The sequence below is a fragment of the Luteibacter sp. UNCMF366Tsu5.1 genome (assembly GCF_900119235.1).
GTDB lineage: Bacteria > Pseudomonadota > Gammaproteobacteria > Xanthomonadales > Rhodanobacteraceae > Luteibacter > Luteibacter flocculans.
In genome coordinates, this window is the sequence record NZ_FPIS01000001.1 from 984,484 (window position 1) to 1,009,427 (window position 24,944).

Below are 24,944 nucleotides of genomic sequence, written 5' to 3' on the forward strand. Positions count from 1 at the left end.
CACAGGAGCAAACACCATGAAAAGCCCGAACTACATCGCCCTCGCCGCCTCCGTCGTCATCGCTGCCGCCGCCCTGGGCGTCTTCAGCAGTACCTCGACCACCGCCGCCCCGCTCGCCGAGATCAACGGCACCAAGGTCACCAACCTCGCCCCGATCGTCGTCTATGCCGACGCGGGCGAACACGTCGCCTCCCTCTAACCACCGCGCAGCACGTCATCGGAGTCGTCCCATGAAAGCGCCGAACCTCATCGCACTGACCGCTTCCCTTTTGATTGCCGGCACGAGCGTGTTCGCCCTGCGCTCCTTCGATGACCGCGCTGCAGCGATGATCGCTGCACCCCACTTCGTCAACGGCACGCGTGTCGTCGACCTGCCCTCCCTCGAAGTAAGGCCCACCGACGCCGACGTGCGCGAGGCCATGCTGACGAGCGAGGCCACCTTGGATTCCGCCGCGGATGCGCTCAAGCGCAGCGCGGAGGATCGGGCCGCTGCGCTGATCGGCGCGCAACTGGCCATGCCCTACTATTCGTTCGGTAACGCACTGCGCCAAACGGCGAAGGAATGACCTACATGTCCATCACCTGGAACGACAGCGTCCCGATCTACCGCCAGCTCCGCGAACGCGTGGTGGCGATGATCCTGGATGGCGCCTTGAACGAAGGCGATCCGCTGCCGTCGGTACGCCAGGTCGCGGGGGATTTTCAGATCAACCCGCTGACCGTATCCAAGGCGTATCAGGAGCTGGTCGACGAACAACTGGTTGAGAAACGGAGGGGGCTTGGCATGTTCGTGATCGATGGCGCGCGTGAAGCGCTGCTCAAGAGTGAGAGGGAGCGCTTCCTGCGCGAGGAATGGCCGGCTCTGTTCGCCCGCCTCCAGCGCATGGGCCTCGATCTGAAAACCCTGATGCGTGAGGCCCCGGGTTCGAAGGAGGATGCGTCATGACTGCGGTCGTCACTGCCACTGGCCTGACCAAGCTCTACAAGTCGTCGCTGGCCCTCGACGGCGCCAGCTTTCAGATCGGCGCCGGCCGCATCGTCGGCCTGATCGGCCCCAATGGCGCAGGCAAGACGACGGCACTCAAGGCCATCCTCGGCCTGACCACTTTCGACGGGCAGTTGAACGTGCTCGGCCTGGACCCGCGCAAGGACCGCGGCAAGCTGATGGAACAGGTCTGTTTCATTGCCGACGTGGCGGTACTGCCCCGCTGGCTGAAGGTGGGCGACGCTATCGACTTCGTGGCCAACACGCATCCGCGCTTCGACCGCGCCAAGTGCGAGGCCTTCCTGGCACGCACGAAGCTGCAACGCGGGCAGAAAGTGAAGCAGCTTTCCAAGGGAATGATCGTGCAGTTGCACCTCGCCCTCGTGATGTCGATCGACGCGAAGCTGCTGGTGCTGGACGAGCCGACGCTGGGCCTGGACATCCTCTACCGCAAGCAGTTCTACCAGAGCCTTCTGGAAGACTATTTCGACGAGGAAAAAACCATCCTGGTCACCACGCACCAGGTCGAGGAGATCGAACACATCCTCACTGACCTGATGTTCATTCGTAACGGCAAGATCGTGCTCGACACGGACATGGACAGCCTTGGCGAGCGATTCGCCGAAGTGCTGGTCAGCGCCGAACAGGCCCCCGCGGCACGGGAACTGAAACCGTTGGACGAGCGCCAGGTGTTCGGCAAGAGCATCTTCATCTTCGACAACGTCAGCCGTCCGCAACTCGAGCAACTGGGTGAAGTGAGGCGGCCGTCGATCGGCGACCTGTTCGTCGCCACCATGAAGGGAACCTACGCATGAAAACCTTCTATTGGCTGGTCAAGCGCGAGTTCTGGGAATACAAGGGTGCGTTCTTCTGGGCGCCCATCGTGACCGGCATCGTGTTCCTGGTGCTCAACACCATGGGCCTCATTCTCGGCGAGGTCTTCGGACGCCGCACGAACTGGGGCGGGTTCAAATACAACGGCGACATGCACTTCCAGGGCTCGATGAGTCCGGAAGACCTGCACAACGCAGGCGCAGGGCTCGACATCATGCTCTACGCCATCGCTGGCATCATCCTGTGCGTGTCCGCGATCGTGGTGTTCTTCTACTGCCTCGGCACGCTCTGCGAGGAGCGTCGCGACCGCAGCGTGCTGTTCTGGAAGTCGCTGCCGCTGTCGGATACCTCCACCGTATTGTCGAAGGTCTTCAGCGCGCTGGTGCTCGCTCCCGGCATCGCGGTGGTGGTCGGCGTGGTCGTCGGCCTCGTGCTCAGCGTCCTGATCGGCACCGTCGCCTCCATGCACGGCCTGGGCGTGTGGAGTCTGCTCGCGGAAGCGCATCCGTTCCGCGTCGTGCTCAACCTGATCCTGCTGCTCCCGTTGTATGCGATCTGGGCGCTGCCCACCGTCGGCTGGCTGATGCTTTGCTCCTCCTGGGCCCGCAGCAAGCCGTTCCTCTGGGCGATTGCCCTGCCCGTCGGTGCCGGCGTGATCGTCTCCTGGTTCGGTCTCATGGGTATGGCGGGACTGTCGAGCCAGTGGTTCTGGGCCAACGTGGTCGGTCGCCTGCTCGGCAGCCTCATCCCGGGTGGCTGGATCAGCCATGCATCGACGCTCGAGGGGCTCGACCGCAACAATCCTGCCGCGATGGTGGATAGCCTGGGCCTGGTCTACAACTACAGTGCCCTCGCCAGCCCGACGCTCTGGATAGGTGCCGCAGCCGGTGCCGCGATGATCGCCGGCGCCATATGGTTCCGCCGCTGGCGCGACGACAGCTGATCCAAGTCACACGACGGCTCCTTCGGGAGCCGTCTTTTCATGGGGAAAGTGCCATGCGCAAGTCGCTCGTGTTCACCGTGTTTTCCCTCATAGCACTGACGTTCACCGCGGCACACGGGGCCGAACAAGCGCCACTTCGTGGTGCAGCATTGGACACGCGCATCGCCTTCCTGATGCAGGAAGCGAAAGTACCCGGACTGGCCGTCGCGATCATCGAGGACGGCAAGGTGACCTCGGTCAAAGCCTATGGGCAGCGCGACGTCGAGAAGAACCTGCCGCTCACGACCGACACCGTGATGTATGCCGCGTCGCTGACCAAGGCCGCTTTCGCCTACGCCACGATGTCGCTCGTCGAGCAAGGCAAGCTCGATCTCAACGGCAGCATCGCGAACGACCTGCCCCGTCCGCTGCCGGAATACCCGAAGTACGCCGACCTCGCAGGTGACGAGCGCTGGCGGAAACTCACCCCATCGATCCTGCTCAGCCATCGCTCCGGCTTCCCCAATTTCCGCTTCTGGCCACCGGGCAAAGACTTCGATCCCAACGGCAAGCTAGCCTTCTATTTCGACCCGGGCACGAAGTTCGGCTATTCCGGCGAAGGCATCAACCTGTTGCAGTTCGTGCTGGAGAACGGCAAGGGCATCGACGTCGCCACGCTCATGAAGCAGCGGCTGTTCGAACCCTTCGGCATGACCCGTACCAGCATGACCTGGCGCGACGACTTCGCCGACAACCTTGCCATCGGTTACGACGAGAACGGCAAGCCGCTGGGGCACAAGCAACGGGAATCGGTCCGCGCTGCGGGCTCCATAGATACGACGATCGCCGACTACGCGCGACTCGTCGCAGCCATGTCGCGCGGCGCCGGGTTGAAGCCGGCCACTTATCGCACGTGGCTGACGCCGGTGGTGAAGATCCACTCCGTGCGGCAGTTTCCGACCATCGGCCAGCCCGATACGACGGCCTACGATGCGATCTCGCTCGGTTATGCCCTGGGCGTCGGAAGGTTCGAGTCGCCGCGCGGCCCGGTGTTCTTCAAGGAAGGCCACGACGACGGCACCAACAACCTGTTCGTGTGTCTCGAGCGTTCGAAGACCTGTGTGCTGCTGATGAGCAACAGCTCGCTGGGGGAGTCTCTTTACGCCTATCTGCTCGACGACATCCTCGGCAAGGTGGGATTTCCACTCTGCTGGAATGGATACGATCCGTACGACAAGCCGCAGTTCTGCTCGGAGAAGCGCTGAGGTCTCGAACTCAGCCGCCACCGCCTCCACCGCCTTGGATGCCACCCTTGGTCAACGCGGCGGGATCGAGCAACTTCGTCAGTTCCGCCTTCGACAAGCCGGTGGTTTCCAGCGCCACATCCATGATCGGGCGCTTTTCCTTGTACGCCTGCTTGGCGGTTGCCGCGCCCTTCTCGTAGCCGATCACGGGATTGAGTGCCGTGACCAGAATGGGATTCTTGTCGAGGGCCTCGCGGATATGTTCCTCGTTGACATTGAACCCCGCGATGGCCTTATCGGCCAGCAACGTCGTCACGTTGGCGAGGATCTCGATCGATTGCAGCAGGTTGTACGCGATCACCGGCAGCATGACATTGAGCTGGAAATTACCCGACTGCCCGGCGATGGCGATCGTGGCGTCGTTGCCGATCACTTGCGCGGCCACCATGGCGGCGGCCTCGGGAATCACGGGGTTCACCTTGCCCGGCATGATCGACGAGCCCGGCTGCAGCGCAGGCAACTCGATTTCGCCAAGCCCGGCAAGCGGACCGGAATTCATCCAACGCAGATCGTTGGCGATCTTCATCACCGCCACCGACAGCGTGCGCAACTGGCCGGACAGCTCCACCGGCGCGTCCTGTGCCGCCATGCCGGCGAAATAGTTGGCAGCGGATTCGAACTTCACGCCCGTCAGCCTCGACAGTTCCGTCGCCACGGCGGGGCCGAACTTCGGATCGGCGTTGATGCCCGTGCCGACGGCGCTGCCGCCTTGCGGAAGGCGACGCGTGCGCTTGAGCGTGTCGCCGATCCGCTCCTCGGCGTCCGCGATCTGCGCCGACCAGCCGGACAGCTCCTGGCCGAAGGTGATCGGCATGGCGTCCATCAGATGCGTACGACCGGTCTTCACCACCTTCTTGAGTTCCTTCGCACGTGCGTCGATGGTCTTGCGCAGGTGCTTCAGAGCCGGCAGAAGTCGCTCACTGGTCGCCAGGGTGGCACTGACGAGGATCGCCGTGGGAATGACGTCGTTCGAACTCTGCCCCGCGTTGACGTGATCGTTCGGGTGTACCTTGCGTCCCGCGGCTTCGGCGAGGTGAGCGATCACCTCGTTCGCGTTCATGTTGGAACTGGTGCCGGAGCCGGTCTGGAAGACGTCGATGGGAAAGTGCTCGTCGACTTCCCCTGCGGCCACCCGCGCAGCGGCCTCGCGGATGGCCCTGGCCGACGCCTTGTCCAGATGCCCGAGTTTCACGTTGGCCTCGGCCGCGGCCGACTTGATCAGGCCCAGCGCGCGGATGAACTCGCGAGGCATGGTGAGGCCCGAGACCGGAAAGTTGTCCACCGCGCGCTGGGTCTGCGCGCCGTAAAGCGCCTTGGCGGGCACCTTCAGCTCGCCCATGCTGTCACGTTCGGTGCGGAACTTGCTCATGCGAAAACTCCGGTCGAGGCTCAGGGGTCTCCCTAAGGTAAGTCCATCCACCGTGCTTTTACAGGGATCGGCTATAACCGCTGCTCGGAAAAGCGGTTCGGTGCATGAATGTCCAATCGGCCGGCCAGATACTCGGTGAAGGCCTCAATGGGGACGCCGTAAGGGGTGGCAACGTGGTCGGACTCGACGATCTCGCTGATGGCCTTGGCATAGTCAGGATTCATGGAGTCGATGATGTAGATGTCGCTGGCAGGAATGTCCGCGGCGAAATGGACTTCTTCGAGCGCATGGTCGGCCCCTACTATTTCGTTTTCAGCCACGTCGGCGACCTCTCGTCCGCGTGTCCAGACCACGTACTGATGGTAGTCTCCGGAATGCTCGTTCGTGGAAGCCTGCGGCCAGTACTTGAAGACCACGTCGCTGCCTCGCAGCGAACGACTGCCGATCGTTGCCAGCCCATCCAGCATGGGATCCACATCGAAGAACTCCCGGGACGGCCCGAACCCACCGTTTTCCACCAGAGTCATAGGAGAACGGGAGTCCACACGAAACGCCAAGGACCGGTCCGTCGATACCAGAAAGCCATGCCCATTACCTGTGGTCGCAGGCTCTTCGACATCACTCAGCTGGCGATGCAGTTCGTCGATCGTTCTCTTTTTCAGATCGATGACGGCGGACACCCGGTCGACACTGTTCTCCGGCACGACCATAACCACATAGCCGCCGCTGCGTACTTCGGCATGCGGACCGGGCTGCGTCCAAACGCTGCTCGTAGGCAGCGGATCGAACTGCGGATGGGCTTCCTCAGGCATCATCGGTGCTTTCGGCGGCCCCATCAGGTACCCGATTTTGCCGTTTACCCGACGAGGTGGAACGAAACGTGCCGGCGCCTGACCTTCACCTGCCTTGCCGACGCTCGCATACGCGACGCCTAGCGGCACGTTGGTCACGAACGTCATGGCAGCCTGACCAAGACCACGTTTTCTTGCTTCGCTCGTCCTTCCACGGAATCCTTCGTCGAGTCCGGTGCCCAGGCTCACGAGACCCGTCCCCAACTGAACGGGAATGGCCAGCGGAGGCAGATAGCCGATAGGGCCTAGCAAAGCCGCCGTGCGATTGAGCGTCGTGCGCCATCCCTCCCAAGCGGTACTGGCGAGAACGCGGGCATCCTCGCGCATGCGGTTGTCGACCTGCGCGCACAGATCCACAAAAACGTCGCCCGCCATTACCGCATCGGCATGGTCGATCGCGCTGGCATCCGCTTTCCACTGGCCTTTTGCGATGTTTTCCAGCCCATGCTCAACGCCGGTCCAGAACGTGCCGTCCTGGCGGTCGTAGCGAGAGAAGCGCGAGAGCAGCGCATCCAGTTTCCGTGCGTCCTCCGTCTGGGCCAGCACCCATTGACGCAGCTTCTCCTCGTTGGCGAATTCCAGGAAGGGCTCGGCAGCCCCCGGCAAATAGAGAACTTCGCTTCCATCCGAGGCGACGAAGCGCAGAAGGTCAGTAGCGAAGTATCCATTGATATCCAGCCGGCGCACCGCTCGCCCGCCCGTTGCCCGGCTCCCGTCACGGAGCTGCGCAAGCGTGATCGCTCCTTCGAGAGGCACGCGTGGCGCACCCTCGCGCATGACCTGCGCATAGGCTTCCTGGGTAAGCTTTCCCTTTACACGTGCCTCACGGGCCTGCTGGACGAAACGATACCGGGCCAGAACCGGCCATTCGTCTCGATTTGCCGCCCAATAGGCGTCCATGTCGGCATGAAGCTTGCGGACGTAGGGCAGTTCGGAGAACACGCCATCCGCCTCGAAGGCGCGGATAACCTGGGACAGAACGAGGTCGCTCGGCCCAGCGAACCCCTTGCCGACGGCAAACACACCAAAGGCCTCGTCCAGCGAACGGGCATCCTCGCGTACTGTCTCCACCACATTGCCTCTGGCGAAGAGCAGCTTGTAGATGTAACCCGGCCCGGTGTGGCTCCAAAGATAACCGCCGATGCTTGAAAAACACTGTCGCACGCTGCGGCAGTGACGGGCCTGCTCGATGAAAGCGAGCGGGCCCGGGCTGGCCTGCCCACCTGTCATCACGCCGCCCACGGTGTCCGCCCATGCCGCGAAGGTCGAATGCCGGTCGTGCTCCGGAAACGCCTCCATGAGTGCGTCGGTGAGCGGCATGGTGTGGTCGGGCTTCCCCTGTGCCCAGTCCTGGGACGTGGCGAAATGCGCGACCACGTACGCGTCGCCGTCCACGCCCAGTCGTTGAAGAAGGAGTGCCTTGGCGACGCTACGGGCGTCCGGTATCGGCAACGCATGGGCCTTGGAGGCCATCTCCCAGTAAGCGCGCGCATCCGCCTGCATGCGGAAGCCGAGCGCCGAATCCGGAAGCGCCAGCGGCGTTCCTGGCGTGTGCCCGACATCGTCGTGGTCGTCCGCGCTCGGATGATCCTCGTCGGCGTAGTAGGTGATCGTCGTATACGCCTGAGCTGTGCTCGCCGATAGCGCGGCTACGACAAGCCCCGCCAGAAGACGGGAGCCGAACGGAAATCCTTTCATGATGGTGACCTTCCTTGAGACTGGCGCGCACTTTAGTGGGCCCTGCCCAACCGCGCATGCTCCGGATCGCCCGTCACAGCGCGGGCCGAAAGCCAATAATGCGTAGGCTCATCTTGGCGGTCTGTAGCGGTCCACCGACTGCTATAGCCGCTGCTCGGAAAAGCGGTTCGGCGCATGAATGTCCAGTCGGCCGGCCAGATACTCGGTGAAGGCCTCAATCGGGACGCCGTAAGGGGTGGCAACGTGGTCGGATTCGACGATCTCGCTGATGGCCTTGGCATAGGCCGGATTCGTGGAGTCGATGAGGTAGATGTCGCTGGCAGGAATGTCCGCGGGGAAGTGAACTTCTTCGAGCGCCTTATCCGCCCAGGGCATGTCGTTATCGGCTACCGCAGCGACCTCACGTCCATGCGTCCAGATCACGTACTGATGGAAATCCCCGAGATGCGCGTTCACCGAAGCCTCGGGCCAGCGCTTGAAGACCAGGTTGCTGCCCCGCAGGGAGCGGCTACCGATCGTTGCGATGTCATCCAGCATGGGATCCACGTCGAAGAACTCCCGCGAGGGTCCGAAACCACCGTTGTTCAGCAGGCTCATCGGCGAGCGTGAGTCCACGCGAAACACCAGCGCCCGATCGGTCGATACCATGAAGCCGCGCGCATTACGCGTGGTCGTAGGCGTTTCGACATCTCTCAGTTGGCCATGAAGATCCTTGATCGCGTTCTTTTTCAGATCGATGATCGCGGCGATTCGATCGGCGCTGTTCTCGGGCACGGCCAGAACCACATAGCCGTCCTCGCGCACCTCGGCCTGAAGGCCGCTCGGTGCCCACCGGCTACTCGTGGGCAACGGATCAAGTCGGATAGGGGGTTCAATGGCGAGACGGGCGGGCGGTGCCCGCAGCGACGTCGGCGGCCCGACCAAGTAACCGATATTGCCGGTCCTCTGCCCTGGTGGAAGAGAACGTGCGGGCGCTTCGGCACCAATGCCCTGCCGGGAACTGGCAAAACCCGCTCCGAGCGCCACGTTGGTAACGACCGCCATGACAGCGTGCCCGAGGCCGCGCTTTCGCGTGTCGTTCGTCCGTCCGCGGAATCCTTGGTCGAGCCCCGTCTCAAGTCCGACAAGACCCGTGCCCAACTGGATGGGAATGGCCAACGATGGCACGTAGCCTAAGGGACCGAGCACCGTCGCCGTGCGATTGAGCGTGGTGCGCCAGCCTTCCCATGCCGTGCTGGCAACCACGCGCGCGTCGTCACGCATGTGCTTTTCTACCTGCATCCGCATGTCCGCGAAGACATCGCCATCGACCACGCCATCGGCGTGGTCGATGGCGCTCGCATCGGGTTTCCATAGGCCTTTCGCGATGTTATCGAGCCCGTGCTCGACGCCTGTCCAGAACGTTCCGTCCTGTCTGTCGTAACGCGAGAATCGTGAGAGCAGCGCATCCAGCTTCCGCGAATCCCGTGTCTGGGTAAGGACCCATCGACGCAGTGCTCCCTCGTTGACGAACGATACGAAGGGCTCGGTGGCACCTGGCATGTAGAGGATTTCGCTTCCATCTGCCGCCACGAAACGGAGCATGTCCGTGGCGAAATATCCGTTGATGTCCAGACGACGCACGGCTCTTCCACCTAGCTCCCGTTGTCCATCGCGGAGCTGCGCGAGCGTGATCGTTCCATCGAGAGGCACGCGCGGCGCACCCTCTCGCATCACCTGCGCATAGGCTTCCTTGGAGAGTTTTCCCGTTCTGCGCGCCTCGCGGGCCTGCTCGACGAAACGATAGCGGGCCATGACAGGCCAGTCTTTCCCGCTGGTCACCCAATAGGCGTCCATCTCGGCGCGAAGCTTGCGCACGTACGGAAGCTCCGAAAAAGCGTCGTCCGCTTCGAACAAGCGGACGATCCGCGACAAGGCGAAGTCGCTATGCCCGGTGAATCCCTTGGCGACGGCGAACACCCCAAAGGCCTCATCCAGAGGACGGGCGTCCTCGCGTACCGTCTCCACCATGTTGCCTTTGGCGAAAAACAGGTTGTAGAGGTAGCCCGGTCCGCTGCGGCTCCACAGATAGCTACCGAGACTGGAAAAGCACTGCCTGGCACTGCGCCACTGGCTCGCTCCTTCAATGAAGCCAAGCAGCCCGGGACTCGCCTGGCCACCCGAACTCACACTGCCCACCGCATCCGCCCATTCGGCAAACCTCGTATGTCGGTCGTGCGCCGGAAACGCCTCCATCAGCGCATCGGTCAGCAGCATGGTGTTGTCGGGCCGCCCCTGCGCCCAGTCCTGAGGCGACGCGAAATGCGCGACCACGTAGGCATCGCCGTCTACGCCCAGGCGCTTCTTGAGCAAGGCCTTGGCGACCATACGGGCATCCGGCACGGGCAGCGCCTGTACCTTGGTGGTCATGATCCAGTAAGCGCGCGCATCCTCCTTCGTAGTGAAAGCTACCGTGGTTCCTTGAAGCGCCAACGGTGTTCCTGGCGCCGGCACGGCATTCGCTCCGTCAGCGAGGCCAGGGCGAGTCTTGTCCTGGTGATACGCGCCCGTCGTATGCGCATGCACTGTCCCGGCCGATAGCGCGGCCACGACCATGGCAGCCAGGAGCCGGGGCTTGAGGGAAAATCCTTTCATGAGGGTGAACTTCCTTGAGACTGGCGCGCACTTTAATGACGCGGGCCCGACCGCGCAGGCACCCCAAGGCGCGACAAAGCGCAGCCAGCGGGCCTGGAATGTGTCGGCGCCGCCCAGGGGCGCCGTAGCGGTCCGCCGACTGCGGCGGCTGGCATATAATCGATGGCTGCCCCGCCGCCTTCAGGAACACCCCGCATGTCCCACGCCACGCTCACCGCTCTTTCGCCGCTGGACGGTCGCTACGCTGCCAAGGCGGCGCCGCTGCGCCCGATCTTCAGCGAATTCGGCCTGATGCACCGGCGCGTGCACGTGGAAATCCACTGGCTGCTGGCCCTGGGTGCCCATCCGGGCATCGTGGAACTGCCGGCATTCCCGAGCGACGCGGCCGATCGCCTGCTCGCTATCGCGAACGACTTTTCGGCCGAGGACGGCGAGCGCATCAAGGCCATCGAAGCGACCACGAATCACGACGTCAAGGCCGTCGAGTACTTCATCAAGGAAAAGATCGGCAACGATCCGGCGCTATCCCAGGCCAAGGAATTCGTGCATTTCGCCTGCACCAGCGAGGACATCAACAACCTCGCCTACTCTCTTATGCTCCGCGATGCACGTGAGGCCGTACTGCTGCCGGCGATCGATCAGGCGATGGCAACGCTGCGCGCGCTCGCCCACGATCATGCGGGTCTTTCGCTGCTCTCGCGCACGCATGGGCAGACGGCGTCGCCGAGCACCATGGGCAAGGAGATCGCCAACGTGGTCGCCCGACTGGAGCGCCAGCGGCGCCAGCTCGTGGCAATCGAAATCCCGGGCAAGATCAATGGTGCCGTGGGCAACTACAACGCACACGTGATCGCCTATCCGGATGTGGATTGGCCGGCACTGGCATCGCGCTTCGTCGAGGGGCTCGGGCTCGTCTTCAATCCCTATACCACGCAGATCGAGCCGCACGACGGCATCGCGGAATTCGCAGACGTGCTGCGCCGGATCAACATCATCCTGATCGACCTCTCGCGCGACATCTGGGGCTACATCTCGCTCGGCTACTTCCGCCAGGCGTTGAAGGCCGGCGAAGTCGGCTCGTCCACCATGCCGCACAAGGTCAATCCGATCGACTTCGAGAACGCCGAAGGCAATTTCGGTCTTGCGAATGCCCTGCTCGGCCATTTCGCCGAGAAGCTGCCGATCAGCCGCTGGCAGCGCGATCTCACCGACTCCACCGTGCTGCGCGCCCTGGGCACCGCCTTCGGCCATACGCTGGTCGCGCTGGAATCGCTGCAGAAGGGTCTTGGCAAGCTCAACGTCAATGCCGAGCGGATCGCTGCCGATCTGGACGCGAGTTGGGAAGTGCTTGCCGAAGCCGTACAGACCGTCATGCGTCGCTTCGGCCTGCCGGAGCCGTATGAGCAGTTGAAGGCACTCACGCGCGGTCAGGGCATCACGAAGGATTCCATGCGCAGCTTCATTGCCGGTCTGGATCTGCCCGCCGAGGCGAAGAAGGCACTGGCCGAGCTGACACCCGCTTCGTATATCGGCCTCGCCGCCGATCTTGCGCGCAAGGTCTGAGCACACATGGCCATGACCCCCACCCGCAAGCCGCTCCCGATCGAGGTGCGCGGCAACGCCAACCAGCCGCTCGGCATGAGCGCGGCGCAGTTCCTGCGCGATTACTGGCAGAAACGCCCACTGCTCATCCGCAACGCGTTCCCCGATTTCCAGGCGCCGATAGAACCGAACGACCTCGCCGGCCTCGCGTGCGAGGAAGGTGCCTTGGCACGCCTCATCATCCATGACGAGAAGCGCGATCGCTGGACGGTCAAGAACGGCCCGTTCGCCGAGGCCGAGTTCGGTAAGACGCCGAAGCGCGACTGGACGCTGCTGGTGCAGGACGTCGACAAGTGGGACGCCGACGTGGCTGCATTGCTTGAGCCCTTCACCTTCCTTCCGAGCTGGCGTCTCGACGACATCATGATTTCCTATGCCGAGGACGGTGGCGGTGTGGGCGCGCACGTGGACCAGTACGACGTCTTTCTGCTCCAGGGCATCGGCGAGCGGCACTGGGCGATCAGTGACGACCCCGATGCGCCGCTCGATTTCCGCGAGGACGTCGAGCTGAAGCAGTTGAAGGTGTTCGAGCCGACCCACGAATGGCTTCTTGAACCGGGTGACATGCTCTATCTGCCCCCCGGCGTCCCTCACGACGGCGTCGCCATCGGCAACTGCATGACGATTTCCGTCGGTATGCGCGCGCCCTCCCAGGCCGAACTGACCGGTGATCTGGCCGATTTCCTCGCCGAGCGGATGCCCGATGAACTGCGCTACACCGATCCCGACCTCACCCCCGCCAAACGGGCTGGGGAAATCGACACGGCGGCGCTGAATCGTCTTCGCCAGGCGCTGCCATTCGCGGCAACCCTCGACCGCGACCTGCTCGCCGACTGGTTCGGTCGCTTCATCACCCGGTACCGCAATGCCCAGGTGGCGGCCGCGCCCCCGAAGGCTCTCACCGAGGCCGCCTTCGACAAGGCGCTGGCGAGCGGCGCCACCCTCATGCGCCACCCCTACGCCCGCGTGGCCTGGGTAAAAGGCCGTAAGGAAGCCACGCTGTACGTCAGCGGCCAGGCCTACGAATGCCCGGCGGCGCTCGCCGAGCGGTTATCGGGCGAACGCGAACTGAGCTTCGACCGCACGCCGCCCGGGCCGGAGAAGGCCGTACTACTGGCGCTGCTCAACGACGGGCAGCTCGCCGTGCGCAAGGCCCGCCGCCGGTGAACGACCCGGCGAGCCTGGTAGCGGATGACAAGGCGGCGCTCGGCGCCGCGCATGTGCGTCTGCTCGCCCAGGCCCGCCACCGCGTATCTCTTTATCTACCGATCATCGAGTCCGGCGTGCTGGATGACGACGAGGCCCTGACCGAGTTGCGCCGCATCGCCACCAGTGGCCGGCAGGCGCAGATCCGCGTACTGACCCATGACGCCGAGCGCGCCCATCGCGAGGGGCATCGTCTGATCGCCCTCGCCCAGCGCCTGCCCACCGCGATCATGCTGCGCGTTCCGACCGAGGACGCCCAGCTCCGCTACGGATCGGCCTTCGTCGTCGATCAGATCAGCGGCTTTCTGTTCCGGCCGGTGGCCACGCGCTACGAAGCCCGCGGTTCGCTCGGCGAGCCCGGCGAGACCGCTCGTTTGACCGCCTATTTCGACGACGTGTGGGAACGGGCCGAGGCCGCCTGGCAGATACGACCGCTGGGTATCTGATCGGGTCCGACGCTCCCCTCGGACACTTCGCTTCGCAGCGGCCGGATCCGTGCAGCGAAAGCGGCGCGATTACAACGAATGGCTTATTACGGCACACGGAGCTTGCCGCTTAGAGTTCGTCGCGCACGCTTGTCAAGGAAGATTTCCCATGCGAGAGCACAGAGGTGCTTCGCCCCAGCGACACCCGTCACTTCGCCAACAAGCGTTTACCGGGCCGCTCGTCCCCGCGAAGGATGCTGACCGCACAAGACATGGAACGGGTGCGCAGAAAAAAGCCTGCCGTGATCCCGGCCCGTCTGGCCCCTTATCTCAAGGATGACCGCGATGAACGACACAACGAACCATCCGCTTGCAGACCGACTCAAAAAAATCACGGAAGGCTTCAAAAAAGTCGAAGACGTGATTCGACTACGCACCGAAATGGATGACGCGACAGACGTCGTCATGAAACCCGGAGACATCGATGTTTCGTTCGGTGACAGCGGTCGCCTGGTCGACGCATCCCTTGGCATGGCGCTACCGACCCATGACGGAAAATACTGGATCCTGTCAAATCTTAGAACGAACACCACAGGAACGATACGAATCAAGCGAGTCCTCGAGGATGGGTCGCCAGACCCAGACTTCCCTCTGGACGGGAAAATCGTGACCGTTCATCCCGAAGGCAATATCGACATAATCACGGCGGCATTACAGTCAAACGGAAAGATCATCATTGCCGGTGAATTGGAACAGGCCACTCCCGAGGCATCGTTCGTTACGTCTATCCATCCGGATGGGACGTTGGATACGTCGTTCGGTGATGGCGGAATCAAGCTGATCGAACTCGACGAGAACGCACCGATAATCGGGGTACGGGACCTTACCATTCAGGCCGACGACAAGATTGTGTTGGCGGTATTGGCTTCCGGCCCCATCAACTCGACAGTGGATACCCGGGTAGTCCGACTGACTGCCGAAGGGAGGCTGGACGAGAGCTTCGGGGACGGCGGTGTCGTTCTTGACCCTTCCGAAATGGCTATGCTCAGGCTGGCGGCCGACAGAGCCGGCAACCTGGTGCTTGGTGGACCTCAGGATGCGGATGCTGTTCTGGTTCGCATGACCACGCATGGCAACTACGACCAGACATTCGGTGCCGGAGGAATAGTCAGATGGCAAGCACCAGATGGTGCTGCCATGGATATCACATGCCTCGCCATCGATGACGACGATTCAATTGCAGTGGGAGGAAGGATCAATACGGAAGAGCACTCGGGCTATTGGATAGCAAAAGTCCTGCCCAGTGGACATCCAGACTATGAATTCAACAGCGGCAAGCTTTTGCTCTTCGACGATCAAATTTCCACGATTTCAGTGCAGACCGGCCAATTGGTCGTCCACGGACTGACGACCGTGGAGCCTGATATTTCACGAATGTACGTCAAGCGCATCAATCGCGATGGATCGCTGGATACGACGTTCGGCAGCGGAGGGATAGTTGTAGTACCGCCACCCGTCGATGCCTCAGATGACGTGTTTAGGTCCCATGCCTTCGTTCAAGTGCGCGGTCAGGAGACGACGCTGTTCGTCAGTGACGTGACCACAAGGTTCACCAGAACCTACTCCAGGGCATCCAAGACCTTCTTCAGAGGGGTCGTAGTCGAGACCCAGCTTGTCCGCTTCATTTTGGTTCATATGAACGAAAACGAGGGCGCTGAGGAGGTTAAGGTTGGACGTATCGACGAGACGTTTCATCTACCGAACCATCGCTCATGAATCGCGCGACGGATACTACCTTCGGCAACGAAGGAGTCGTAGTTGCGCCATCTTATGTAGACGCTCCAAGAGGTGATTCGGCGCATCACCACGTCACCATTCACGGAGAGGAAAATAAGACACTCTTCGTCAGCAGTGTCTGCTTGATATACGACAAGCAGCCTAAGAGATTGATCCAACGTGTCCGCTTCTTGCTTACTGAAGAGGCGCGTCCGCCGGTGGACACTGTTGAGTCCGCGCTGCGGGAGTAGGACGGTTGTAGCATCTGACCATCGCAAAGAGCTTTATTCCGGCGCAGGGAACTGTGCCGTGCCAGAGCGTGCCTCGCACGCATTCATCAAGGAGGATTCCCATGCGCGAGATCATCGACATGCTTCGCCCCGGCGACATCAACCCATTCTTCGGCGAGAGCAAACAATTTCCTGAACGGTTCATCCGCCCGGAAGACCTGCTTGCACAGCAGGCGGAGCCAGGAGACGTCATTGATGACGTAAAGCCAGGCGACCTGGATACGTCATTTGGGGACAAAGGAGTGGTGACCCGCCCCTCCATCGGCATCGGATTACCGACCGGAGACGGGAGATACTGGGTGGTTTCTAAGTTAAACCTGATGGGCAAGGGCCCGCGATTGCATGTGATTCGTCTCTTGAGCTACGGGTCGCCGGATCCTGACTTCGCCCTCGAAGGAAAGATCGTAGATCTGCATCCATCCGCCGACCACACTCAACTAACGGATGCGGTATTACAGTCAAGCGGGAACATTATCGTCGCAGGATACATCTATTTCACGGAAGAACCGGACGAACGGGCCGTATTTGTTGCGCGCATCAACAAGGAAGGAGAACTCGACCTCTCGTTCGGCGACGAGGGCATCAAGTTGATCCAATTATCAGGGAACCCCTTGCTGACCTCCCTGTACCACATTGCTGTGCAGCCCGATGACAAGATCATCGTCACGGCGATGGCATCTTGGCAAGTGAAGAGTTTCCCACGAATCATCAGGTTGAACGCAGACGGCGCCCTAGATGTCGATTTTGCAAAATTTGGAGTCGCTTACGACCTGCCCGCGCAAGTGTATATGTTCGGAACTTTAGTCCTCAGTAACAAGAAACTGTTATTGCACGGATTGTCAGCAACTGACGAAGACGCCGTTGTGATGCGCTTACACGCAGATGGCAGAGTCGACCGAACGTTTGGCCAGGAGGGTATCGTCCGACTAAGCCACCCGCTCTACCGACGTTTGGGAGCCGTCGCGGCTGCGGAATTCCAAAAAAGTGACGGCTCCGTAGTGGTCGGCGGCCAGGCGGACTCCCACGAGGGAGTAGCTGGTGGCTTCATAGCACGCATCCTTTCGAGCGGTCACCTCGACCCGCGGTTCAACCGCGGTCGGATCTTATTCTTCACCAACGATTGGGTCGATGCGATCGCAACGCAGGACGACAGGATCGTTTTCGAAGGCACCTCGCGCCCAAGGCTGCCTTCGCGCTTGATCGTAGGCAGGATCAGACCTGATGGTCTACCCGATCCGACATTCGGCGACGACGGCTCCGTGATCTATGAACGACCTGTGCAAATCGGATTTTCCTCTCGATACGCCAACATCCACATTGAGAGTGCAGGACAGGAACAAAGGAAACTGCTCGTCAGCAACGTCAACGTGTTTGATGAGGACATCGACACTCAACTGCTCCGCATCATCCTTTGATGAACCACGGTGGGCGGCCCGGCTTCAGCATGTCGGTTCGCATTCACGCTGCCGAGAACCGCTCACCGATCCATCCAACACTGTCCTAGCCCATATATCGCGTTGCAACCCGCCGGACCGGGAAGCGCAATAGACGCGATGACAACGAAGGCTTTATTCCGGTGCAAGGAACCGCGCCATAGCGTGCATCACACGATTCATCAAGGAGGATTCCCATGCGCGAGATCATCGACATGCTTCGCCCCGGCGACATCAAGCTCTCTCCCGGACGATGGGGAAAATTCTCTGAAAGAATGGCGGGATGGGAGGATCTGCTCATGCCTGACATTGAAGCGAAGGCCTCGCACAAGGCCGCGAGGCCAGGAGATCTCGATACATCGTTCGCGAACAATGGGTTTCTGACGGAGGCTGCGCGCGGTGTGGGGTTCCCGACGGGCAACGGCAAACATTGGATCCTGACAGAACCCCAACGGACAGGGATGGCGAGGATCAAAGTCCAGCGATTGCTGGAAGATGGCGCGCCAGACGAATCCTTTCCCCCTGAGGGAAAGATTGTGGACCTGTCCCTCAGCGGGAGAGTCGAGGTTCTCAAGGCGGGAGTGCAGTCGGATGGAAGCCTCATCATCGGCGGCATGCTGCTCTCCCCGGGCGCAGGAACCCCAATCGTTGTGCGCATGACGTCGGAAGGCGACCTCGACACATCGTTCGGCAATGCTGGTATCGCGTTGATTCATTTCAAGGAAAAGCTCGACGCCAACACCTTCTACGACTTCGCCATCCAGCCCGACGACCGGATCGTCGTGGCGTTATTCGTCCTCATCGACTATTTCGTATGGGACGAGGAGCCGCGGGTGGTCAGGCTGACCCGTCAAGGGCAACTGGATACGGAATTCGGAAAAGGTGGGATGGTCTCCGGTCTACCTAAGCACGTGGCTTTCCTGAAGATCGCCGTTCTTAAGGACGATAAACTCTTTCTTGCTGGAGACTCCGCCAAAAGCGGGCACGCCGTTCTGGCACGGCTGAACGCGGACGGTGGTGTCGACACATCATTTGGCAGCAAAGGATACGTAATGCTCCGCCATCCCGATTACTCCGGCATGCGCGCCAATGCCATTGCACTGTCTGACCGCGACGACTCCGTAGTGGTCGGCGGTCCGCTCTACACCGCACATCGGTCATTTGGATGGATCGCAAGAATACGCGCGGATGGCTCGCTGGACGACGAGTTCAACGACGGCAAAATGTTCGTTTTCGATGGCGTCATCTTCACGCTTGCCACGCAGGACGACAAAATCATTCTCCACGGTCCCTGGCAAGACGGATTGGACTCGTTTCTGTACATGGCTAGACTTGATCGCCATGGATCGCTGGACACGACGTTTGGGCACGGGGGCGGGATGATTGTGGCCCGGCCGGTGCTAAATCCAAACTCCCCTTTCCTTTCCTCCTCTTTCGTTCAAGGGCAAGAGCGGAAAACGCTCCTTCTCAGTGATCAGGTCATCTTGTGGGAGCCGAATGTCGGCCACACGGTCATGACCCAGCTCGTCCGCGTTATCCTGACTTAAGCTAGAAATCAGCGCTGGCTCCCCCTCACCCCGTCACGCCGGTGGCGGTACGTTCAGGCCACGGCCAGGGACCGACCTCTCTTCCCTGCGGCGAGACCTCTTGTTTCGCCGCCCATGCCGGCCGCGTTCTTGCGCGGACAAAGCCCAACGCGCAGATAAGACCACTCGCCCACGGAGCCCGTCGGCGCGGCGCCGAATAGGTTGGCGCGGCGCAGCAGCACGAGGCTATAATTAACGGATTCTTTGCCGCGGGCGGTCCCCACATGCCGAGCGGCGGCCCGTCCTTTTCGTGTGCCGGTGGTGACGTGAGCGCAAACCTGATCCGCGAGTTCTTCGAATCCTCCCAACTCGCCGGCGGCAACGCCGACTACGTGGAGCAAGTCTACGAAGCCTGGCTGGCCGACCCGAGCGCCGTTCCGGCGGAATGGGATGGCTATTTCAAGTCGCTGAAGGGCCGTGAGGCCGGCGACGTCCCCCACTCCGGCGCCATCGCCCGTATCGAGGCGGCGCAGAAGCAGCGTCGTAGCGCAGCGGTCTCGGCCGGTCCGGTCGACAACGCCTACGCGCAGAAGCAGGCCGGTGTGCTCCGCCTGCTCACGGCCTACCGGTCGCGCGGTCACATCGCCGCCCAGCTCGATCCCCTCGGCCTGACCGTCCCCGACATCGACACCCCGGACCTGGGCCTCGCCTTCCACGGCCTGTCCGATGCCGACCTCGACACCGAGTTCGACGCCGGCAGCTTTGCCGGTGGCGGCCACCGCATGAAGCTTCGCGATCTGCTCGCCAAGCTGAAGCAGATCTACACCGGCACCGTGGGTGCCGAGTTCATGTACATCGCCGACCACGACCAGCGCGCATGGATCCACTCGCGCCTCGAACAGGCCGGCGGCTCGCCGGGCCTGCAGAAACCCGAGAAGGTGCGCGTGCTCGAGGCGCTGACCGCCGCCGAGGGCCTGGAGCGCTACCTGCACACCAAGTACGTCGGCCAGAAGCGTTTCTCGCTCGAGGGCGGCGACAGCCTGATCCCGATGGTGGACGACGTGGTTCGCGCCGCGGGCGACAACGGCGTCAAGGAAATCGTGATCGGCATGGCCCACCGCGGCCGCCTCAACGTGCTGGTGAACATTCTCGGCAAGGCGCCGTCGCAGCTCTTCAACGAGTTCGAAGGCAAGTTCGAGCACGACGACAGCCCGATCCACTCCGGCGACGTGAAGTACCACATGGGCTTCTCGGCCGACGTCAAGACGCCGAACGGCGGCGTGCACGTGGCCCTGGCCTTCAACCCCTCGCACCTGGAAATCGTCAACCCCGTGGTGGCCGGCTCGGTGCATGCGCGCCAGTCGCGTCGCCGCGACACGGCGCGCGAGAAGTCCATCGCCATGCTCATCCACGGTGACGCCGCCTTCGCGGGCCAGGGCGTCAACATGGAACTGATGCAGATGTCGCAGGCGCGCGGCTTCGCCATCGGCGGCACGCTGCATCTGGTGGTGAACAACCAAGTCGGTTTCACCACCTCCAAGCGCGAGGACGCCCGCTCCACGCTGTACTGCACCGATCTCGCGAAGATGGTCAACGCGCCGGTGTTCCACGTGAACGGCGACGACCCGGAAGCGGTGATCCAGGTCACCCGCCTTGCCTACGAGTTCCGCAAGCGCTTCAAGAAGGACGTGGTGATCGACCTCGTCTGCTATCGCCGCCACGGCCACAACGAGGCCGACGAGCCGGCGGCCACGCAGCCGCTGATGTACCAGATCATTCGTAAGCGCCCCACTACGCGCGACCTGTATGCGCAGCGGCTGGTGAAGGAATCGACCATCGGCGCCGACGACGGCCAGAAGATGCTCGACGATTACCGCGCACGGCTGGAAAAGGGCGAGCCCCTGATCGCGATCGATCCTCAGCCGACCCGCGACATTCCGGTGGACTGGAGTCGCTTCCAGAAGAACAGCCTGTCCATGGAAGTCAGCACCGCCGTCTCGCGCGAGCAGATGGGCAAGGTGCTCGACGTCATCCTTGACGTGCCGTCCAACGTGACCCTGCATCCGCGCGTCGCCAAGATCTACGAAGACCGCCGCAAGATGGCTGCGGGGGAGTTGCCGGGCGACTGGGGCTTCGCCGAAAACCTCGCCTACGGCACGCTGATCGCCGAAGGCTACGACCTGCGCGTGGTGGGTCAGGACGCCGGTCGCGGCACCTTCTTCCATCGCCACGCCGTGCTGCACGACCAGAGCTCCGACGACACGTACATGCCGTTGTCCAAGGTCCGCGCTGACGCGCGCGTCGAAGTCATCGACTCGCTGCTGTCCGAAGAAGCCGTGATGGCCTTCGAGTACGGCGAAGCCACCACGGCGCCCGACCAACTCACCATCTGGGAAGGCCAGTTCGGCGACTTCGCCAACGGCGCGCAGGTCGTGATCGACCAGTTCATCAGCTCCGGCGAAGCCAAGTGGGACCGCCTCTGCGGCCTCGCACTGTTCCTGCCCCACGGCTATGAAGGCCAGGGTCCGGAGCACTCCTCCGCCCGCCTCGAGCGCTTCCTGCAGCTCTGCGCGCTCGACAACATGCAGGTCTGCGTGCCCACCACCCCGGCGCAGGCGTTCCACATGATCCGCCGCCAGCAGGTGCGCCCGGTGCGCAAGCCGCTGATCGTGATGACGCCCAAGTCGCTGCTGCGTCACAAGCTCGCGGTGTCCTCGCTGGACGAACTGGCGAACGGCCGCTTCCAGCTGGTAATCGGCGAGCATCGCGATCTGCAGGCCAAGAAGGTCAAGCGCGTCGTGCTTTGCTCGGGCAAGGTCTACTACGACCTGCTGGAAGACGCCGAGAAGCGCCAGTTGACCGACGTCGCCATCGTCCGCGTCGAGCAGCTCTACCCGTTCCCACGCCCGGAAGTCACGGCCGAACTGGAAAAGTACCCTTCCGCGAAGGAAGTGGTGTGGTGCCAGGAAGAACCGATGAACCAGGGTGCCTGGTTCCAGATCCGTCACCACCTGCAGGCCTGCGTGGGACCGAAGCACAGCCTGTCCTATGCAGGACGCGCTCGTTCGCCGGCACCGGCCGCGGGTCACCTCAACACTCATGTCGCCGAACAGACGGCGCTCGTCGAACAGGCGCTCGTCGCGCCGGTCGGCACCGATCACGCAGCGGAGTAAGACAAGCATGTCCATCGAAGTCAAAGTCCCGGTCCTGCCCGAGTCGGTCTCCGACGCGCTCATCGCCACCTGGCACAAGAAGGCCGGTGATGCAGTCAAGCGCGACGAGAACCTGCTCGACCTCGAGACCGACAAGGTCGTCCTCGAAGTCCCGGCGCCGGTCGACGGCGTGCTGAAGGAAATCAAGTTCGAGGAAGGCGCCACCGTTACCAGCAACCAGGTCATTGCGGTGATCGAGGAAGGCGCTGCTGCCGCCGCTCCTGCGCCCGCCCCGGCCGCCGCCGAGGCGCCGAAGGCCGAGAAGACCGAAGCCGCCGCTGCGCCGAAGGGCGTCGACGAACTGTCGCCGGCCGGCCGCCGCGTCGCCGTGGAAGAAAACATCGATCCGTCCAAGGTCGCCGGCACCGGCCGCGACGGCCGCGTGACGAAGGAAGACCTGGTCAACGCCGGCAAGGGCGGCTCCGCGCCGGCCCCGGCCGCCGCCGCTCCGGCCGCGAAGCCGACCCCGGGCAGCCGTCCGGAAGAGCGCGTGCCGATGACCCGCATCCGCACTCGCATCGCCGAGCGCCTGATGCAGTCGAAGAACTCGATCGCCATGCTCACCTCGTTCAACGAGGTCAACCTCGCCGAGGTGGTGAAGCTGCGCAAGGCGCTGGGCGAGCAGTTCGAAAAGGCCAACGGCGTGAAGCTGGGCTTCATGAGCTTCTTCGTGAAGGCGGCGACGGAAGCCCTGAAGCGCTATCCGGTCATCAATGCCTCGGTCGATGGCAGCGACATCATCTATCACGGCTACCAGGACATCTCGATCGCCGTGTCCACCGACAAGGGCCTGGTCACGCCGGTGCTGCGCGACGTGCAGGACATGTCGTTCGCGGACGTCGAGAAGGGCATCATCGGTTACGCCAAGAAGGCGCGTGACGGCAAGCTCGGCCTGGACGACCTCCAGGGCGGCACGTTCACCATCACCAACGGCGGCACCTTCGGCTCGCTGCTGTCCACCCCGATCGTGAACCCGCCGCAGAGCGCCATCCTCGGCATGCACACGATCAAGGAGCGCCCGGTCGTGGAGAACGGCCAGGTGGTGGCCGCGCCGATGATGTACATCGCGCTGTCGTACGACCACCGCATCATCGACGGCCGCGACGCCGTGCTGTTCCTGGTCGACATCAAGAACCAACTGGAAAACCCGCAGCGGATGCTGCTCGGCCTCTGATGGCCGGTTGAGCCGCAATGTGAAGGCGGGAGTCGAAAGACTCCCGTTTTCACGTTCGGACCCCCATATAGGGCGGTAACGACTACCGCAGTGACATCCGGAGCAAGAGCAATGAGCGACAAGTTCGACGTCATCGTCATCGGTGCGGGCCCGGCGGGCTATGTGGCCGCGATCCGCGCCGCGCAGTTGGGCCTGAAGACCGCCGTGGTCGACGCCTTCGTCGGCAAGGACGGCAAGGCCGCCCTCGGCGGTACCTGCCTCAACGTGGGTTGCATCCCCTCCAAGGCGCTGCTGGATTCCTCCAAGCAGTTCCACAACCTCACCCACAACTTCAAGGATCACGGCATCACCGCCGAGAATCCGAAGATCGACATCGGCACCTTCATCGGCCGCAAGGACAAGATCGTCAAGCAGTTCACCGGCGGCGTGACGATGCTGTTCAAGGCGAACAAGATCACGTCGTTCTTCGGCAAGGGCAAGCTGCTGAAGGGCAACCAGGTCGAAGTCACCGGCAACGACGGCAACGTGCAGACCATCTCGGCCACCAACGTCATCCTCGCCTCGGGCTCCGTGCCGATCGAGCTGCCGTTCGCGAAGTTCGACGGCAAGCACATCATCGACAACACCGGCGCGCTCGATCTCACCGAGGTCCCGAAGCGCCTTGGCGTGATCGGCGCCGGCGTGATCGGCCTGGAACTCGGCAGCGTGTGGAAGCGCCTCGGCGCCGATGTCACGGTGCTGGAAGCCCTGCCGAAGTTCCTGGCCGTTGCCGACCAGGACATCGCCAAGATGGCCGCCCGCGAGTTCGCCAAGCAGGGCCTGGACATCAAGGTCAACGCCAAGGTCACCTCGGCCGAGGTCAAGGGTGACGAAGTCCACGTCGGTTATACCGACAAGGACGGCAACGCCCAGTCGCTGATCGTGGACAAGCTGCTGGTGGCCGTGGGCCGTCGCGCTTACACCACTGGCCTGCTGGCCGACGACACGGGCGTGAAGCTCGACGAGCGCGGCCGCATCGTGGTGGACGAACACAACCACACCGGCGTGGACGGCGTGTGGGCCGTGGGCGATGCCGTGCGCGGCCCGATGCTCGCGCACAAGGGCTCCGAAGAAGGCGTGATGGTGGCCGAGCTGATCGCCGGCAAGCCGGGCCACGTCAACCTCGACACCGTGCCCTGGGTCATCTATACCGAGCCGGAAATCGCCTGGGTCGGCAAGACCGAGGAGCAGCTCAAGGAAGAAGGCGTGCCGTACAAGACCGGCGCCTTCCCGTTCGCCGCGAACGGCCGCGCCGTCGCCATGAACGAAGGCATCGGCCAGGTGAAGATGATCGCCCACGCCGAGACTGATCGCATCCTCGGCGTGCACATGGTCGGCCCGGTCGTGTCCGAGCTGATCCACGAGTGCGTCGTGGCGATGGAGTTCAAGGGCTCGTCGGAAGACCTCGCCCGCATCGTGCACGCCCACCCGGCGCTGTCCGAAGTGGTACACGAAGCGGCCCTTGCGGTCGACAAGCGCGCCATCCACAAGGGCAACTGATCGCCCCCGGTTGCCGATCGGACCTGTAGGAGCCGCTATAGCGGCGAGAAGCCAACGAAGCCATGAAGCGGTGAGTCGGGTTCCTCTCGCCGCCGTGGCGGCTCCTACAGGTATCTAGCGACTGCTCCCACAAGGGCACGCGGCACACCAGACGGGACACCGCA

18 protein-coding genes are annotated in these 24,944 nt (G+C 62.7%); 15 read left to right on the plus strand and 3 right to left on the minus strand.

The annotated features are described in order from the left end of the window. Positions 1-16: 16 nt before the first annotated feature. Genes BT115_RS04245 through BT115_RS04270 form a run of 6 tightly spaced genes read left to right on the plus strand, consistent with a single transcriptional unit; the run spans position 17 to position 4,006 of the window. Positions 17-199, plus strand: coding sequence for a hypothetical protein (locus BT115_RS04245; protein ID WP_072321267.1), 183 nt, complete (start codon positions 17-19; stop codon positions 197-199). Between the two features lie 31 nt (positions 200-230). Further along, positions 231-566 (plus strand): hypothetical protein, encoded by a 336-nt coding sequence (locus BT115_RS04250; protein WP_072321268.1) that lies wholly within the window; start codon positions 231-233, stop codon positions 564-566. 5 nt (positions 567-571) lie between these two features. Continuing rightward, positions 572-946, plus strand: a complete 375-nt coding sequence (locus tag BT115_RS04255) for a GntR family transcriptional regulator (protein WP_072321269.1) — start codon at positions 572-574, stop codon at positions 944-946. Then, positions 943-1,800, plus strand: a complete 858-nt coding sequence (locus BT115_RS04260; protein ID WP_072321270.1) for an ABC transporter ATP-binding protein — start codon at positions 943-945, stop codon at positions 1,798-1,800. Before BT115_RS04255 ends, BT115_RS04260 begins: the two co-directional genes overlap by 4 nt. Then, positions 1,797-2,762 (plus strand): hypothetical protein, encoded by a 966-nt coding sequence (locus tag BT115_RS04265; RefSeq protein ID WP_072321271.1) that lies wholly within the window; start codon positions 1,797-1,799, stop codon positions 2,760-2,762. Before BT115_RS04260 ends, BT115_RS04265 begins: the two co-directional genes overlap by 4 nt. A 53-nt stretch (positions 2,763-2,815) precedes the next feature. Then, positions 2,816-4,006 (plus strand): serine hydrolase domain-containing protein, encoded by a 1,191-nt coding sequence (locus BT115_RS04270; protein ID WP_072321272.1) that lies wholly within the window; start codon positions 2,816-2,818, stop codon positions 4,004-4,006. A 10-nt stretch (positions 4,007-4,016) separates the two neighbouring features. On the opposite strand, the gene BT115_RS04275 is transcribed toward BT115_RS04270, so the two are convergent. The 3 genes from BT115_RS04275 to BT115_RS04285 all read right to left on the minus strand — a co-directional run bounded on the left by BT115_RS04275 (position 4,017) and on the right by BT115_RS04285 (position 10,597). After that, complete coding sequence (locus BT115_RS04275) at positions 4,017-5,414, minus strand: class II fumarate hydratase (RefSeq protein ID WP_072321273.1); 1,398 nt, start codon at positions 5,412-5,414, stop codon at positions 4,017-4,019. A gap of 71 nt (positions 5,415-5,485) precedes the next feature. Then, complete coding sequence (locus BT115_RS04280) at positions 5,486-7,963, minus strand: dermonecrotic toxin domain-containing protein (RefSeq protein WP_072321274.1); 2,478 nt, start codon at positions 7,961-7,963, stop codon at positions 5,486-5,488. Between the two features lie 141 nt (positions 7,964-8,104). Further along, positions 8,105-10,597 carry a dermonecrotic toxin domain-containing protein gene (locus BT115_RS04285; protein WP_072321275.1) on the minus strand — a complete coding sequence of 831 codons (2,493 nt, stop codon included), beginning with the start codon at positions 10,595-10,597 and terminating at the stop codon, positions 8,105-8,107. Between the two features lie 195 nt (positions 10,598-10,792). Here BT115_RS04285 and purB point away from each other — a divergent pair, with 195 nt between their 5' ends. The 9 genes from purB to lpdA all read left to right on the plus strand — a co-directional run bounded on the left by purB (position 10,793) and on the right by lpdA (position 24,780). After that, complete coding sequence (purB, locus tag BT115_RS04290) at positions 10,793-12,160, plus strand: adenylosuccinate lyase (RefSeq protein ID WP_072321276.1); 1,368 nt, start codon at positions 10,793-10,795, stop codon at positions 12,158-12,160. A 12-nt stretch (positions 12,161-12,172) separates the two neighbouring features. Then, complete coding sequence (locus BT115_RS04295; protein WP_072322249.1) at positions 12,173-13,366, plus strand: cupin domain-containing protein; 1,194 nt, start codon at positions 12,173-12,175, stop codon at positions 13,364-13,366. Then, positions 13,363-13,851, plus strand: coding sequence for a DUF7931 domain-containing protein (locus BT115_RS04300; protein ID WP_072321277.1), 489 nt, complete (start codon positions 13,363-13,365; stop codon positions 13,849-13,851). Before BT115_RS04295 ends, BT115_RS04300 begins: the two co-directional genes overlap by 4 nt. 324 nt (positions 13,852-14,175) lie before the next feature. Next, positions 14,176-15,606 (plus strand): delta-60 repeat domain-containing protein, encoded by a 1,431-nt coding sequence (locus BT115_RS04305; RefSeq protein ID WP_072321278.1) that lies wholly within the window; start codon positions 14,176-14,178, stop codon positions 15,604-15,606. A gap of 352 nt (positions 15,607-15,958) precedes the next feature. Next, the gene (locus tag BT115_RS04310) at positions 15,959-17,311 is read left to right on the plus strand and encodes a hypothetical protein (RefSeq protein ID WP_072321279.1); all 1,353 of its coding nucleotides are present in this window, start codon (positions 15,959-15,961) and stop codon (positions 17,309-17,311) included. A 215-nt stretch (positions 17,312-17,526) separates the two neighbouring features. Then, positions 17,527-18,876 carry a hypothetical protein gene (locus tag BT115_RS04315; RefSeq protein ID WP_072321280.1) on the plus strand — a complete coding sequence of 450 codons (1,350 nt, stop codon included), beginning with the start codon at positions 17,527-17,529 and terminating at the stop codon, positions 18,874-18,876. Positions 18,877-19,181: 305 nt separating this feature from the next. Then, the gene (locus tag BT115_RS04320; protein ID WP_072322250.1) at positions 19,182-22,028 is read left to right on the plus strand and encodes a 2-oxoglutarate dehydrogenase E1 component; all 2,847 of its coding nucleotides are present in this window, start codon (positions 19,182-19,184) and stop codon (positions 22,026-22,028) included. Between the two features lie 7 nt (positions 22,029-22,035). Then, complete coding sequence (odhB, locus tag BT115_RS04325; RefSeq protein WP_072321281.1) at positions 22,036-23,241, plus strand: 2-oxoglutarate dehydrogenase complex dihydrolipoyllysine-residue succinyltransferase; 1,206 nt, start codon at positions 22,036-22,038, stop codon at positions 23,239-23,241. Positions 23,242-23,352: 111 nt separating this feature from the next. Then, a complete protein-coding gene (gene lpdA / locus BT115_RS04330; RefSeq protein WP_072321282.1) occupies positions 23,353-24,780 on the plus strand; it encodes a dihydrolipoyl dehydrogenase in 1,428 nt (475 codons plus the stop codon). The last annotated feature ends 164 nt before the right edge of the window (positions 24,781-24,944 follow it).

Excerpts from the sequence above, each read along its gene's own strand:
- BT115_RS04295 (WP_072322249.1), top strand. The coding sequence starts at position 12,173 with ATGACCCCCACCCGCAAGCCGCTCCCGATCGAGGTGCGCGGCAACGCC.
- lpdA (WP_072321282.1), top strand. The coding sequence starts at position 23,353 with ATGAGCGACAAGTTCGACGTCATCGTCATCGGTGCGGGCCCGGCGGGC.
- BT115_RS04280 (WP_072321274.1), bottom strand. The coding sequence starts at position 7,963 with ATGAAAGGATTTCCGTTCGGCTCCCGTCTTCTGGCGGGGCTTGTCGTA.
- BT115_RS04285 (WP_072321275.1), bottom strand. The coding sequence starts at position 10,597 with ATGAAAGGATTTTCCCTCAAGCCCCGGCTCCTGGCTGCCATGGTCGTG.
- odhB (WP_072321281.1), top strand. The coding sequence starts at position 22,036 with ATGTCCATCGAAGTCAAAGTCCCGGTCCTGCCCGAGTCGGTCTCCGAC.
- BT115_RS04275 (WP_072321273.1), bottom strand. The coding sequence starts at position 5,414 with ATGAGCAAGTTCCGCACCGAACGTGACAGCATGGGCGAGCTGAAGGTG.
- BT115_RS04260 (WP_072321270.1), top strand. The coding sequence starts at position 943 with ATGACTGCGGTCGTCACTGCCACTGGCCTGACCAAGCTCTACAAGTCG.
- BT115_RS04305 (WP_072321278.1), top strand. The coding sequence starts at position 14,176 with ATGAACGACACAACGAACCATCCGCTTGCAGACCGACTCAAAAAAATC.
- BT115_RS04310 (WP_072321279.1), top strand. The coding sequence starts at position 15,959 with ATGCGCGAGATCATCGACATGCTTCGCCCCGGCGACATCAACCCATTC.
- BT115_RS04245 (WP_072321267.1), top strand. The coding sequence starts at position 17 with ATGAAAAGCCCGAACTACATCGCCCTCGCCGCCTCCGTCGTCATCGCT.
- purB (WP_072321276.1), top strand. The coding sequence starts at position 10,793 with ATGTCCCACGCCACGCTCACCGCTCTTTCGCCGCTGGACGGTCGCTAC.
- BT115_RS04315 (WP_072321280.1), top strand. The coding sequence starts at position 17,527 with ATGCGCGAGATCATCGACATGCTTCGCCCCGGCGACATCAAGCTCTCT.
- BT115_RS04250 (WP_072321268.1), top strand. The coding sequence starts at position 231 with ATGAAAGCGCCGAACCTCATCGCACTGACCGCTTCCCTTTTGATTGCC.
- BT115_RS04265 (WP_072321271.1), top strand. The coding sequence starts at position 1,797 with ATGAAAACCTTCTATTGGCTGGTCAAGCGCGAGTTCTGGGAATACAAG.
- BT115_RS04270 (WP_072321272.1), top strand. The coding sequence starts at position 2,816 with ATGCGCAAGTCGCTCGTGTTCACCGTGTTTTCCCTCATAGCACTGACG.
- BT115_RS04255 (WP_072321269.1), top strand. The coding sequence starts at position 572 with ATGTCCATCACCTGGAACGACAGCGTCCCGATCTACCGCCAGCTCCGC.